13 protein-coding genes are annotated in these 12,954 nt (G+C 60.5%); 11 read left to right on the plus strand and 2 right to left on the minus strand.

The window, feature by feature from the left end:
- Positions 1 to 160 precede the first annotated feature (160 nt).
- Both I8E17_RS13525 and I8E17_RS13530 read left to right on the plus strand, forming a co-directional pair.
- The gene (locus tag I8E17_RS13525) at positions 161 to 1,000 is read left to right on the plus strand and encodes a GyrI-like domain-containing protein (protein WP_069616001.1); all 840 of its coding nucleotides are present in this window, start codon (positions 161 to 163) and stop codon (positions 998 to 1,000) included.
- Between the two features lie 157 nt (positions 1,001 to 1,157).
- Positions 1,158 to 1,898 (plus strand): TerC family protein, encoded by a 741-nt coding sequence (locus I8E17_RS13530; RefSeq protein ID WP_069616000.1) that lies wholly within the window; start codon positions 1,158 to 1,160, stop codon positions 1,896 to 1,898.
- A 44-nt stretch (positions 1,899 to 1,942) separates the two neighbouring features.
- Here I8E17_RS13530 and I8E17_RS13535 read toward each other — a convergent pair whose 3' ends face one another.
- A complete protein-coding gene (locus tag I8E17_RS13535; protein ID WP_069615999.1) occupies positions 1,943 to 2,353 on the minus strand; it encodes a hypothetical protein in 411 nt (136 codons plus the stop codon).
- A 360-nt stretch (positions 2,354 to 2,713) separates the two neighbouring features.
- Here I8E17_RS13535 and gltX point away from each other — a divergent pair, with 360 nt between their 5' ends.
- From gltX to I8E17_RS13550, 3 genes are read left to right on the plus strand one after another with little or no spacing between them, the layout of a single operon-like run.
- On the plus strand, positions 2,714 to 4,171 hold the full coding sequence (gltX, locus tag I8E17_RS13540; RefSeq protein ID WP_069615998.1) for a glutamate--tRNA ligase: 1,458 nt from the start codon (positions 2,714 to 2,716) through the stop codon (positions 4,169 to 4,171).
- A 16-nt stretch (positions 4,172 to 4,187) separates the two neighbouring features.
- Positions 4,188 to 5,684, plus strand: a complete 1,497-nt coding sequence (lysS, locus tag I8E17_RS13545) for a lysine--tRNA ligase (RefSeq protein ID WP_069615997.1) — start codon at positions 4,188 to 4,190, stop codon at positions 5,682 to 5,684.
- A 37-nt stretch (positions 5,685 to 5,721) separates the two neighbouring features.
- Positions 5,722 to 6,003, plus strand: coding sequence for a hypothetical protein (locus I8E17_RS13550; protein ID WP_069615996.1), 282 nt, complete (start codon positions 5,722 to 5,724; stop codon positions 6,001 to 6,003).
- A gap of 41 nt (positions 6,004 to 6,044) precedes the next feature.
- Here I8E17_RS13550 and I8E17_RS13555 read toward each other — a convergent pair whose 3' ends face one another.
- The gene (locus I8E17_RS13555; RefSeq protein ID WP_069615995.1) at positions 6,045 to 6,881 is read right to left on the minus strand and encodes a hypothetical protein; all 837 of its coding nucleotides are present in this window, start codon (positions 6,879 to 6,881) and stop codon (positions 6,045 to 6,047) included.
- A 195-nt stretch (positions 6,882 to 7,076) separates the two neighbouring features.
- On the opposite strand from I8E17_RS13555, the gene I8E17_RS13560 reads away from it, so the two are divergent.
- The 6 genes from I8E17_RS13560 to I8E17_RS13585 all read left to right on the plus strand — a co-directional run bounded on the left by I8E17_RS13560 (position 7,077) and on the right by I8E17_RS13585 (position 12,941).
- The gene (locus I8E17_RS13560; protein ID WP_069615994.1) at positions 7,077 to 7,985 is read left to right on the plus strand and encodes a LysR family transcriptional regulator; all 909 of its coding nucleotides are present in this window, start codon (positions 7,077 to 7,079) and stop codon (positions 7,983 to 7,985) included.
- Between the two features lie 67 nt (positions 7,986 to 8,052).
- Positions 8,053 to 8,709: an exonuclease gene (locus I8E17_RS13565; protein WP_069615993.1), complete on the plus strand. Its 657-nt coding sequence runs from the start codon at positions 8,053 to 8,055 to the stop codon at positions 8,707 to 8,709.
- Positions 8,710 to 8,814: 105 nt separating this feature from the next.
- Positions 8,815 to 9,975, plus strand: coding sequence for an ABC transporter substrate-binding protein (locus I8E17_RS13570; RefSeq protein WP_069615992.1), 1,161 nt, complete (start codon positions 8,815 to 8,817; stop codon positions 9,973 to 9,975).
- 203 nt (positions 9,976 to 10,178) lie between these two features.
- Positions 10,179 to 11,165 carry an ABC transporter ATP-binding protein gene (locus I8E17_RS13575; protein WP_069615991.1) on the plus strand — a complete coding sequence of 329 codons (987 nt, stop codon included), beginning with the start codon at positions 10,179 to 10,181 and terminating at the stop codon, positions 11,163 to 11,165.
- A complete protein-coding gene (locus I8E17_RS13580) occupies positions 11,162 to 12,136 on the plus strand; it encodes an ABC transporter permease (RefSeq protein WP_069615990.1) in 975 nt (324 codons plus the stop codon). The genes I8E17_RS13575 and I8E17_RS13580 overlap by 4 nt, the downstream gene beginning before the upstream one ends.
- Positions 12,126 to 12,941, plus strand: a complete 816-nt coding sequence (locus I8E17_RS13585) for an ABC transporter permease (RefSeq protein WP_069615989.1) — start codon at positions 12,126 to 12,128, stop codon at positions 12,939 to 12,941. Before I8E17_RS13580 ends, I8E17_RS13585 begins: the two co-directional genes overlap by 11 nt.
- The last annotated feature ends 13 nt before the right edge of the window (positions 12,942 to 12,954 follow it).

Consider the following 12,954-nt stretch of genomic DNA (forward strand, 5'->3'; position numbering starts at 1 on the left):
AATAAAGCGGTTCGGAGATTCGGTGAAAAACCGAACCGCTCCAGGATGAACGGGCCTCTCCTGCTGGCCGCGAGCGTATAGTCATTCAACTCCGCAATGGCGATCAAGCATCGCCACCGACGGGAGCTTATGACTGGTCCGGCAACCAGGGGAGTTGAAAATGAGCGCGATCGGCAGAGCGATATGGTTTATCGAAAGCCATTTTAAATCCGACATCTCGCTCGACGAGATCGCCGAGACGGCCGGGCTGTCGCGCTTTCATCTCTCGCGCGTCTTCGGCATGACAACGGGTCACTCGATCAGCAGCTATATCCGGAGCCGCCGCCTCAGCGAAGCGGCTCTCGCACTGACCGACGGCTCCTCTTCCATTCTCCAGGTTGCCCTCGATGCCGGCTACGGCTCGCACGAGGCTTTCACCCGTGCCTTCCGCGAGCAGTTCGGCATGACGCCGGAAAGCCTGCGCAAACAAGGACACGTTCGCAACCTCGCTCTACAGGAACCGATCAGAATGGACGACACCCGCCTTCCCAAGCTCGAGGCACCGCGCTTCGAGACCCATCCCGCAATGCTGCTTGCCGGCCTTGCGGAAACCTATGCCTACGAGGCGACAGAGGCCATCCCCTCGCTTTGGCAGAAGTTCAATCAGCATTTCGGCCATATTCCCGGCCAGGTCGGCAATGTCGCCTATGGCGTCTGCACCCAGGCGGAAGAAGGCAGCGAAGGCTTCCGCTATATGTCTGCCGTCGAAGTTTCCGCTGCGGACGGCCTGCAGGAAGATTTCATAACGACGAGACTTCCGCAGCAGCGCTACGCGATCTTCACGCATCGCGGCCATATCTCCGGCATTTCCGCCACGGTGCATCAGATCTTCGGCGAATGGCTGCCGCAATCGGGTCAACAGCATGCCGGCACGCCCGACATGATGGAGCGCTATGATGACCGCTTCGACCCGCGCACCGGCATGGGTGTGACCGAAATCTGGATACCCCTGAAAGCCTGAAAACCAAGCCGGGGAACAAAGCCCTGGAAACAAGGCCGCCGCCACGAAATGGGCGGCGGCGCTTGTACGGACGATTGCGCTCCTTACATTACGGCCATTCTGGAGCGGCCGTGCTGGGGGTCAGCATCGGCGAATGCTGATCAAAGGGGGACATTCAATGGATATCATGGGGCTGATACAGGACCCGGGAGCGTGGGTGGCGCTCGTCACGCTTGTCGTCATGGAGGTGGTCCTCGGCATCGACAACCTGATCTTCATCTCGATCCTCACCAACAAGCTGCCGCCGGAACATCGAGACAGAGCCCGCAAGATCGGCATCGGCCTCGCCCTTATCATGCGCCTTGCGCTGCTCGGAACCGTCGCCTGGATCGTCCAGCTTACCCAGCCCGTCTTCGAAATCTTCGGCCAGGGCTTCTCCTGGAAGGACATGATCCTCATCGGCGGCGGCCTCTTCCTCGTCTGGAAAGCGACGAAGGAGATCCATCACAACGTCGATCCGCAGGAGCAGGGCGAGGATTTCATCGCTAAATCAACCACGACCTTCGCCGCGGCGATCGGCCAGATCCTGCTGCTCGACCTGGTCTTCTCGATCGACAGCATCATCACCGCCGTCGGCATGACGCCGCACCTGGCGATCATGTTCGTCGCGGTCATCGCCGCCGTCACGGTCATGCTGGTCGCGGCAAATCCGCTCGCCAACTTCATCGAGAAGAACCCAAGCATCGTCATGCTGGCGCTCGCCTTCCTGCTGATGATCGGCACGACGCTGATCGCCGAAGGCATGGGCGTACACGTTCCCAAGGGCTACATCTACGCCGCCATGGCCTTCTCTGCCCTGGTCGAAGTGCTCAACATGATGGCGCGCAACCGTCGAAAAAAGGCATCCGGCGGTCATTGATCGAAAGAACTGCACCCGCTGCGGGTGCAGTTCCAATAGACCGATCAATCCTGGACGTGCACGTCGACCCATTCTCCGATATCGCCGCGGCCGTAAATGTCGACCTTGATCCAGACATTGCCGCGAACGATATAGTTCCCGGCATCGTCGGCGATATTGCCGCTTGCCAGCATCGCTTCCAGCTTCTGGCGATTGGAGGGCAACGAGAAGAAACTGTCGCCCTGATCGCCACGGTCACGGCGGCGATAGGCGTGATAGTTGGCGCGGTCCTGACGAATGATTTGCCAAGGCGCGGTCAGGCGCTCGCCCTTGGAATTGTAAAGGTCGTCATTGCCGATATAGGCGCGGTAGGACTCGATCAGTTTCGCTGAATTATCGCGCGTAATGGTTGATTGGGCAGCAGCGGCATCGATCATCGAGACCGTAAACAGCAAGCTCAAAATCAGTTTCTTCATGGGATCCCCGGAATGAATGATTGAAAACCTATTTTGCCACTGCCGCGAAAATTGCAAATCAAATTCGGCAAGCGTAAGACTTTTCTCCTGAAACACTTACGCAGAGTAAAGACGTTTCGTGAATTTGAAAGGCCGGCTCTTTTCGATGCAGCACAGCGTCCTCGGTGCCTCCGCCTGCTCTTGCGGCGCAGTTTCCCTTGACGTCATCCCTTGAATATGGCCTAAGGCCAGCCATACGGAAAACGCTGATAGAAGCGGCAAGACGCCCTTTTCCGGCCGGTTTCCTGATCCAGATAGACATTTTCGGCTGGACGGCGCTTGTCCCAAGCGCGGCCCGGCCTTTTATGACGGGCAAACAAAATGACCACTTCAGGCGTTCGCGTCCGCATCGCACCCTCCCCCACCGGCGAGCCGCATGTCGGTACCGCCTATATCGCGCTGTTCAACTATCTCTTCGCCAAGAAACACGGCGGCGAGTTCATCCTGCGCATTGAGGATACCGACGCGACCCGCTCCACCCCGGAATTCGAGACCAAGGTGCTTGATGCTCTGAAATGGTGCGGCCTGAAATGGTCGGAAGGCCCGGATATCGGCGGTCCCTACGGCCCCTATCGCCAGAGCGACCGCAAGGATCTCTACAAGCCCTATGTCGAGCAGATCGTCACAAACGGTCACGGCTTCCGCTGCTTCTGCACGCCCGAGCGTCTGGAAAAGATGCGCGAGGCGCAGCGCGCCGCCGGTCTGCCGCCGAAGTATGACGGCCATTGCCTGAACCTATCAGCCGAGGAAGTAACCTCACGCGTCGCGGCCGGCGAGCCGCATGTCGTACGCATGAAGATCCCGACCGAAGGTTCCTGCAAATTCCACGACGGCGTTTACGGCGATGTCGAAATCCCGTGGGATGCGGTCGACATGCAGGTTCTCCTGAAGGCCGACGGCATGCCGACTTATCACATGGCCAATGTCGTCGACGACCATCTGATGAAGATCACCCATGTCGCGCGAGGCGAGGAATGGCTCGCCTCGGTGCCGAAGCACATTCTGATCTATCAGTATCTCGGCTGGGAGCCGCCGGTGTTCATGCATCTGTCGCTGATGCGCAATGCCGACAAGTCGAAGCTGTCGAAGCGCAAGAACCCGACCTCGATCTCTTATTACACGGCGCTCGGCTATATCCCCGAGGCGCTGATGAACTTCCTCGGCCTGTTCTTCATCCAGATCGCCGAAGGCGAAGAGCTTTTGACCATGGACGAACTTGCCGAAAAGTTCGATCCGGAAAACCTGTCCAAGGCCGGTGCCATCTTCGATATTCAGAAGCTCGACTGGCTGAACGGCCGCTGGATTCGCGAAAAGCTCTCGGAAGAAGAGTTCCAGCATCGGGTTCTGACCTGGGCGATGGAAAACGATCGCCTGAAGGAAGGCCTGAAGCTCTCGCAGTCGCGCATCACCAAGCTCGGCGAGCTGCCCGACCTCACAGGCTTCCTGTTCAAGTCCGATCTCAACCTCGATCCTTCGGCCTTCGCCAAGATCAAGTCGACGCCGGAAGAACTGCTTGAGATCCTGAATACGGTGCAGCCGGATCTGGAAAAGATCCTCGAATGGAATGTCGAGACGATCGAAGCCGAGCTGCGCGCCATCGCAGACCGCATGGGCAAGAAGCTGAAGGTCATCGTCGCGCCGCTTTTCGTCGCCGTATCGGGCTCCTCGCGCTCGCTGCCGCTGTTCGATAGCATGGCGATCCTCGGCCGCTCCGTCGTTCGCCAGCGGCTGAAACTGGCCGCGCAGACCGTTGCGACCCTCGTCGGCCCGAAGAATTGAACCGGACTTTAAAACCATGAACGACAAGAACGAAGCATCCGCCCTCTCCTCCGACGCAACGGAAGTTCGCCGCCAGAAGCTGAAGCTGCTGCGCGAACAGATCGGCGACGTCTATCCGGCGCATTTCCATCGGACCATGACCAATGCCGAGCTCGCTGCGAAATACGAAGGCCTGGAGCCGGATACGGAAACCGGCGATGTCGCTACCGTTGCCGGCCGCGTCTATTCCTCGCGCAACTCCGGCATGTTCATGGATATCCATGATGCCTCCGGCAAGATCCAGATCTTCAGCCACAAGGACGTGACTTCGGAAGAGGCGCGCTCGCTGCTGCCGATGATCGATCTCGGCGACATCATCGGCGTCACCGGCGTCGTGCGCCGCACCAAGCGCGGTGAGCTGACGATCAACGCCCAGCAGATCACCATGCTGACCAAGTCGCTGCTGCCGATGCCGGAAAAATGGCACGGCCTGTCCGATATCGAGCTGCGCTACCGCAAGCGCCATCTCGACATCATGACCAACGAGGAATCGAAGCTCCGCTTCCAGCAGCGCAGCCGGATCGTCTCGGGCATCCGTCGTTTCATGGAAGATGACGGCTTCATGGAAGTCGAGACGCCGATGCTGCATTCGGTCTATGGCGGCGCCACCGCCGAGCCGTTCAAGACGCATCACAACACGCTGAAGCTCGACATGTACCTGCGCATCGCGCCGGAACTGTTCCTGAAGCGCACGCTGGTTTCGGCCCTCGCGGATAAAGTCTTCGAAATCAACCGCAACTTCCGCAACGAAGGCGTCTCCACCCGGCACAATCCAGAATTTACCATGATGGAGTGCTATTGGGCCTATGCCGACTACGAGGACATGATGGATCTTGTCGAGCGGCTGTTCTCGACGCTCGCCATGTCGATCCACGGCAGCACGGAATTCGCCTTCGGCGACAAGCAGATTTCCTTCAAGGGTCCGTTCCGCCGCGTGCCGATGCCCGATGCCGTCAAGGAAGCAACCGGTATCGATTTCCTCGCGATCAAGACCGACGAGGAAGCTCGGGACGCCTCCAAGGCCGCCGGCTTTGCCGTCGAGAAGGACGCCACCTGGGGTGAATGCCTGGCCTTCATCTTCGAGGAGAAGGTCGAGGGTACGCTGATCCAGCCGGCGCACGTCACGCATTTCCCGAAGGACATCTCGCCCTTCGCCAAGGAAGTGCCGGGCGAGCCGCGCCTCGTCGAACGTTTCGAGACCTATTGCAACGCCTGGGAACTCGGCAACGCCTTTTCGGAACTCAACGATCCGGAAGAGCAGCGCGCCCGCATGGTCGAGCAGCTCGAGCAGGCGCATGCGCGCGGCGAAAAGCAGAAGGAACTCGACGAGGAATTCCTCGACGCGATCGATCAGGGCATGCCGCCCGCAGGCGGTCTCGGCATCGGTGTGGACCGCCTCATCATGCTTTTGACCAACTCGCCGTCCATCCGCGACATCATCCTCTTCCCGGCCCGCCGCAACAAGGCCGATTGAGGCCGGTTCCGTCCCTCGAACATCAAAGGTGCGTATCATGACGGGTAAAGAGATGTCAGCCGCAGATCATAGCGAGCATCAGCGGCTGGCCGATCTTGCAGAGCTCGGCGACATCGATCTCTCGCAATATGCACCGGGAACGTTCGGTTGCCACGAGGCGATGCACACGGCATCGATCATGCTCGACATGACCGACGACCAGCTGCTGCTGCATCCCGCCATTCTGGCGAATCCGGACTTCTACCGTCTTGCCGGCGAAGTCCACGAAGCGCTCTTCGCGCTCTACCAGGCTATCGGCGAGAAACATTTGGCGGAATGAGGCATCAGCCTTTCCGCCCGATAGCGCAAACCCGTTTTTGATCAGTTGGTGACGGGCGAGCGGCGGTCGGCGGCGCCCGTCATGGTCGGGTCCAATCCCGGTGACGGGCTTTTTTCCTTCGCCCCGGCATCGGCGCCGATGAAATCGCCGTTCGCATCATAGCCCGGCTGCACATTGCCGGTCGATTTCGGTTCCGGCAGCTGCGGTTTGGCATCGTGGCCCTCCGCTTGATTTGCGGCCGCTTTCTCTTCCGCGGCGATCGCCGCCTTCATCTTATCCTTCTTGGCATCGCCGCCATTGTCTGCCGCCAGCGCGTTGTCGCAGTCGGTCAGATTCTTCAACCCGGCGATCGCCGCATCGATATCCCGCGGCAGCATGGTAATCTGCTCGCCATAAAACAGGCCGGCATTGCTCGCGCCGCCATCATAATAGCGTGCCGTCAGCGGTGCCTCGGAGCTGCCATCGACAAGCTTGTCCGGATGCGGCACGTAAACGACATCAGCCCCCAGCGCCCGGCCACGCAAGTCAGACCGCAATGTCGGCCCATTTCTGTCGAGAACCACAACCTGAACGAGATCCGGTTTCTGCTCCTGATAGACAGCCTTGGCAACCCGGAGCGCAGTCCTGACGCGCGTCAGCCCATCGGTCGGCTCGGTGCGGATATATTTGCGAACCCAGAAACGGTTATCCTTGCGGATCGTGACGAGATTGACGTCGGTGCACTGAAGCCCGTCAGGAGATGCGGAGGCAAGACCGAGCAGCCTGTCCTTGCCGACATAAAGCGCCAATACGCCGGAGCAGCCTATGAGAAAGGCCACTCCGCCGATCATGACGACAAACTTCCGGGGTATCCGGAAAATGTGCAGTAAGGCGCTCACGCCAACTGCTCCAGCATAGACCACTCCAAGCTGAGAAAAATGATCAACCCTCACGTTAGGGAATTGGCGTTTCGGAATACTTAAAACTGAGGTGAAACTTGTGCTGTCCTCGACATCGTTACCAAAAAAGGTCCAAACTTTCGCACCTATGACGGGCGCTTGCCTTCCGTGCCGCGAACATGCTCTAACCTTGGCATGGCCTTCACCTTGAGACAGCTGCAATACTTCGTCGCCGTTGCGGAACAGGGCTCCGTGACGCGCGCTGCGCAGAACCTGTCCATCTCGCAATCCTCCGTCACCGAAGCCCTCAAGGAACTGGAAAGCGATCTCGGCGTGGAGCTGTTCGAGCGCCATCCGCGTGGCCTGTCGATCACCCACAACGGCCACCAATTCCTGCGCCACGCAACGAAAATCCTGGCGACGGTCTCCGACGCGCGTACCAGCTTTTCCGGCAAGCAGAACGAGGCCGGAGGCACGCTGAATATCGGCGTGACATCGCTTGTCGCCGGCTATGTGCTCTCCGATCTTCTGGCGCGCTACCGCCGCGCCTGCCCCGGGGTCGAAGTCAGTGCCATCGAGGACAATGGCGGTTATCTGGAACATCTTTTGGTTGGTGGCGAGCTCGACGTCGCCGTCATGGTCATTTCCAATCTGCGCGATCGCATGGCCCTGCAGGCCGAGATCCTCGAAACCTCGCCCTATCGCCTGTGGCTGCCGATGGGGCACCCCCTCGTCTCGGCCGACATCATCAGCGTCGCCGACATCAGCCGCGAGCCGCTGATCATGCTGACCATCGACGAAATCGAGGAAAACACCGGCAAGCTTTTGACCGCGCTCGGCGCCCGCCCGCATGTCGCCTTCCGCACCCGCTCTGTCGAGGCCGTGCGCAGCCTGGTTGCCACCGGCGCCGGTGTCGCACTGCTGCCGGATCTCGTCTATCGTCCCTGGTCGCTGGAAGGCGATCGCATCGAAAGCCGCGACGTCTCCGGTTCGCTGCCTGTGGTGCAGGTCGGCATGGTCTGGCGCAAGGGCTCCAGCCTGCCGCAAGCGGCCCGCGATTTCGTCGGTGTCGCGGAAAGCATGCGCTCGGGCCGACAGCGGTAACAGACGGCATTCTTCCGATACGGCGAGCGGAATACAATCTAAGATTGCCGCAAATGGAGGGTCAGGTATGAAGACCGCGATCATATTCGACTGTGAATTCCTTTGCCTCGAAGGGTCACAACGCCGGTCCTGGTGTGCGGCGCATGATCCCGATCCGGTCGTCGCGCAAGTCGGAGCCGTCAAGCTCAGCCTCGAAGACGATTTCGCGATCCTGGACAGCTACAAGGCCTATGTTCGCCCGGTCGATCGGTTTGGCAAACAATATGCGCTCGATCCGTTCTTCACCGCATTGACGGGTGTGACCGAAGAGAACATCGAGGCGGAAGGCATGGCCCTGCAGGACGCCGTCGCCGGTCTGGATCGTTTCTCGGATGGTGCCCGTCTCTGGTCCTGGGGCAAGGACGAGCTGAATATGATAGCGATCAGCTGTTACGTCGCCGGTATCCAGCCCCTGATCCCCGCGCATCGTTTCGACAATGCCGTCAAGCTGCTGCTTGCCGCGGGAATGCCGGTCGAAGATCTGGCGAAGACGCCAAGCAACGAGCTTTCCCACTACTACGGCGTGCGGCATCCGCCGCTTAAAGGCCATGACGCGCTCGATGATGCCCTTTCCATTTCCTACACGCTGCAGCACCTCATGCGGGCCGGAAAGCTGCGGCCGGAGGTTTTCGATCTCTCAGCCACGTACAGCCAGGAATCGGAAATTCCGATATCGTCTTTCTGATAAATGAATTTGCGAATGCGGCGAAATCGCGTCACCTTTTCTTCCGGGAACAGGAAGCCAGCCACTGGCTCCACGCCATCAAGGCTCAAAAACCGGGAGAGTCCGATGAAGCATCTGCTGAAATCATGCACGGCCGCACTCGCATCCTTAAGTTTCGCAACGCAGGTCATTGCCGCCGAGCCGTTGAAGACGCTCGGCAAGGGCGAAGGTGCGGTCAGCATCGTCGCATGGGCCGGCTATATCGAGCGCGGCGAAAGCGACAAGAATTACGATTGGGTCACCGGCTTCGAAAAGGAAACCGGCTGCAAGGTCAGCGTCAAGACCGCGGCGACATCGGACGAAATGGTGGCGCTGATGAACGAAGGCGGCTTCGACCTGGTGACCGCATCCGGCGACGCGTCGCTGCGCCTAGTTGCCGGCAAGCGCGTCCAGCCGATCAACACCGATCTGATCCCGAGCTGGAAGAACCTCGACGACCGCCTGAAGAATGCCCCTTGGCACACGGTCAACGGCGTTCACTATGGCGTGCCCTATCTCTGGGGCCCGAATGTGCTGATGTACAATACCGATGCCTTCAAGGGCCAGGCGCCGAAGAGCTGGAACGTCGTTTTCGAAGAAACGACGCTGCCTGATGGTAAGTCGAACAAGGGTCGAGTGCAGGCCTATGACGGTCCGATCTATATTGCCGATGCCGCCCTCTATCTCATGGCCCACAAGGCTGAACTCGGCATCAAGGACCCTTACGAGCTCAACGAAGATCAGTACAAGGCCGCCCTCGAGCTGCTGCGCGGCCAGCGCAAGCTCGTCAGCCGCTACTGGCACGACGCGATGATCCAGACCGACGACTTCAAGAACGAAGGTGTCGTCGCCTCCGGCTCCTGGCCGTTTCAGGTGAATCTGCTGCAGGCCGACAAGCAGAAGATCGCCTCCACTTTCCCGGATGAGGGAACGACGGGCTGGGCCGACACTACCATGCTGCATACCGACAGTGAGCATCCGAACTGCGCCTATATGTGGCTGGAACATTCGCTGCAGGCCAAGGTTCAGGGCGATGCCGCCGCCTGGTTCGGCGCCGTGCCCTCGGTTCCGGCAGCTTGCAAGGGCAATGAACTCCTGACCGACAGCGGCTGCGCCACCAACGGCTACGATCACTTCGACAAGATCAAGTTCTGGAAGACGCCTGTCGCGAAATGCAGCACGCAGGGCGAATGCGTGCCCTATCACCGCTGGGTCTCCGACTATATCGGCGTGATCGGCGGGCGGTGATCTTCACGGGAAACATACCTTCTCCCCTCGGGGAGAAGGTGGCCCGAAGGGTCGGATGAGGGGTGGTCCGGCATACGAAGGATTGCCTTTCGCTTGCCGCTCAATGCCCTCGTCGCTGCGCTCCTCGCCCCCTCATCCGCCCTGACGGGCACCTTCTCCCCGTTGGGGAGAAGGAAAAAACAACACTTTCCCTGGAGAAACCAATGAACGCCGTTCGTTTCCAGCAGGTGTCGCGCCATTTCGGCCAGGTTCGCGCTGTGGACCGCGTCGACCTGGAAATCGCGCCCGGCGAATTCTTCGCCATGCTCGGCCCTTCCGGCTCCGGCAAGACCACCTGCCTCAGGCTGATCGCCGGTTTCGAGCAACCGACAGGTGGCCATATCGAAATCTTCGGCGAAACCGCCGAAGGCGTGCCGCCCTACCGGCGCAACGTCAACACGGTCTTCCAGGACTATGCGCTCTTTCCGCATCTCAATATCCTCGACAACGTCGCCTACGGGCTGATGGTCAAGGGTGCCGGCAAGGCCGAGCGGCTGCGGGCCGCCGAACAAGCGCTGGAGCTGGTGAAACTGCCGGGCTATGGCGCCCGCCGCCCCGGTCAACTCTCCGGCGGCCAGCGGCAGCGTGTGGCGCTCGCTCGTGCCCTGGTCAACAAACCGAAGGTACTGCTGCTCGACGAACCGCTTGGCGCGCTCGATCTGAAGCTGCGCGAGCAGATGCAGGAGGAGTTGAAGAGCCTGCAGCGGGCGCTCGGTATCACCTTTGTCTTCGTCACCCACGATCAGGGCGAGGCCCTGTCCATGGCCGACCGCGTCGCCGTTTTTAACGACGGCCGCATCGTGCAGCAAGGCACGCCGCACGACATCTACCAACGACCGAAGACCCGCTTCGTCGCCGATTTCGTCGGCTCCTCCAATGTCATCGCGCCCGAAACCATGTCGTCGCTCGGCGGCGAGCGGCGCTGGGCGAGCCTGCGCCCCGAAGCCATCCGGTTGACTGAGGAGAGCGGCGTGGCGGCCACCGTGAAAGCGACGAGCTTTCTCGGTGCCGCTACCCGCCTCTCGGTCGAGACGAATGGCGCCCGCCTGCATGTTACCGTACCCGCAGGCCAGCCGGCTCCGGATACCGGGGCCTCCGTCCGCCTTGCCTGGCTGCCGGCGGATGTCCACTACATGGATGACGCCGCATGAACGCCGCCGCCTTCCCCGCCTCGTCGAGCCAGGCACCGGCCTCGATCCTGCCGCGCCGCGGCGGCGTCTTTGGCCGTCTATCGGATATCTTCTGGCGACGGCCGAAGCTGCTGCTGTTTCTGATGCTGACGCCGCCGCTGCTCTGGCTCGGCATCGTCTATATCGGCTCGCTGATCGCGCTGCTGCTGCAGAGCTTCTTCTCGATCGATGACTTCTCGGGAATGGTGAACTACGAATTCACCCTATCGACCTATGCGCAGCTGCTGAACTCAGCGAATTTCGATATCATCCTGCGCACGGTCGTCATGGCCGCCCTCGTCACCGTCGCCTCCGCCTTCGTCGCCTTCCCCATCGCCTATTATGCGGCGCGCTATGCGCAGGGAAAATGGAAGGCGCTGTTCTATCTCGGCGTCATGCTGCCGCTCTGGTCGAGCTATCTGGTGAAAGTCTATGCCTGGAAACTGATCCTCGCCAAGGAAGGCATCCTCACCTGGATCTTCGACAGGCTGCATCTCGGCTGGCTGCTCGATGGCGTGCTTGCCTTGCCCATCATCGGCGGCAACTCGCTTTCGGTCAGCTATATCGGCACCTTCCTCGTCTTCGTCTATATCTGGCTGCCCTATATGATCCTGCCGACGCAGGCCGCTCTCGAACGCGTGCCGGCAAACCTGCTGGAAGCCTCCTCGGATCTCGGCGCGACGCCGAACCAGACCTTCCGAACCGTGCTGCTGCCGCTCGCTTTGCCCGGCGTCGTCGCCGGCTCCATCTTTACCTTCTCGCTGACCCTGGGCGATTACATCATCCCGCAGATCATCGGCTCCTCCCGCCTCTTCATCGGCCAAGCCGTCTATACGCAGCAGGGAACCGCCGGCAACGTGCCGCTGGCCGCCGCCTTCTCGGTCGTGCCGATCGTCATCATGGCCATCTATCTCTGGATCGCCAAGAAACAGGGAGCTTTCGATGCGCTCTGATCGCGGCCAACGCGCCACCTTACCCCTAAAGATCGCTGCAGCCGGAGGTCTCTTCTTCCTGCATCTGCCGATCCTGCTGATCTTCGTCTATGCCTTCACGACGGAGGAAAAGAGCTATCAGTGGCCGCCGCCAGGACTGACGCTCCAATGGTTCGGTGTCGCCTGGAACAGGCCGGATGTCTGGTCGGCGCTGGCACTCTCGGTGCAAGTCGCGACCATCGCAACCGCGATCGCATTGATCCTCGGGACGCTCTGCGCCGCGGCCGTCAGCCAGACGAAGTTCTTCGGCCGCGAGGCGATCTCGCTCTTGGTCATCCTGCCCATCGCGCTGCCTGGCATCATCACCGGCATTGCGCTGCGCTCCGCCTTCAGCCTGTTCGATATCCCCTTCTCGGTCTGGACGATCGTTCTCGGCCATGCGACCTTCTGCGTCGTCGTTGTTTATAACAACGCCGTCGCCCGCTTCCGTCGCACCTCCGGCTCGCTGATCGAGGCGTCGATGGATCTTGGTGCCGATGGCTTCCAGACCTTCCGCCATGTCGTCCTGCCGAATATCGGCACGGCACTGCTTGCGGGCGGCATGCTCGCCTTCGCGCTGTCCTTCGATGAAGTCATCGTCACCACCTTCACCGGCGGCCAGCAGATGACCCTGCCGATCTGGATGCTGGAGGAGCTCATTCGCCCGCGTCAGCGACCGGTGACCAACGTCGTCGCCATGATCGTCGTGCTTGTCACCTTCCTGCCAATCCTGGCAGCCTATTATCTTACCCGCGACGGCGATCAGATCGCCGGCGGCGGCAAATGAAAGGGAGAGAATA

It is taken from the genome of Rhizobium sp. AB2/73 (assembly GCF_020871915.1).
Classification (GTDB): Bacteria; Pseudomonadota; Alphaproteobacteria; order Rhizobiales; family Rhizobiaceae; genus Rhizobium; species Rhizobium dioscoreae.

Coding starts and splice junctions, on each gene's coding strand:
- I8E17_RS13525 (WP_069616001.1), top strand. CDS start 161: ATGAGCGCGATCGGCAGAGCGATATGGTTTATCGAAAGCCATTTTAAA.
- I8E17_RS13530 (WP_069616000.1), top strand. CDS start 1,158: ATGGATATCATGGGGCTGATACAGGACCCGGGAGCGTGGGTGGCGCTC.
- I8E17_RS13535 (WP_069615999.1), bottom strand. CDS start 2,353: ATGAAGAAACTGATTTTGAGCTTGCTGTTTACGGTCTCGATGATCGAT.
- gltX (WP_069615998.1), top strand. CDS start 2,714: ATGACCACTTCAGGCGTTCGCGTCCGCATCGCACCCTCCCCCACCGGC.
- lysS (WP_069615997.1), top strand. CDS start 4,188: ATGAACGACAAGAACGAAGCATCCGCCCTCTCCTCCGACGCAACGGAA.
- I8E17_RS13550 (WP_069615996.1), top strand. CDS start 5,722: ATGACGGGTAAAGAGATGTCAGCCGCAGATCATAGCGAGCATCAGCGG.
- I8E17_RS13560 (WP_069615994.1), top strand. CDS start 7,077: ATGGCCTTCACCTTGAGACAGCTGCAATACTTCGTCGCCGTTGCGGAA.
- I8E17_RS13565 (WP_069615993.1), top strand. CDS start 8,053: ATGAAGACCGCGATCATATTCGACTGTGAATTCCTTTGCCTCGAAGGG.
- I8E17_RS13570 (WP_069615992.1), top strand. CDS start 8,815: ATGAAGCATCTGCTGAAATCATGCACGGCCGCACTCGCATCCTTAAGT.
- I8E17_RS13575 (WP_069615991.1), top strand. CDS start 10,179: ATGAACGCCGTTCGTTTCCAGCAGGTGTCGCGCCATTTCGGCCAGGTT.
- I8E17_RS13580 (WP_069615990.1), top strand. CDS start 11,162: ATGAACGCCGCCGCCTTCCCCGCCTCGTCGAGCCAGGCACCGGCCTCG.
- I8E17_RS13585 (WP_069615989.1), top strand. CDS start 12,126: ATGCGCTCTGATCGCGGCCAACGCGCCACCTTACCCCTAAAGATCGCT.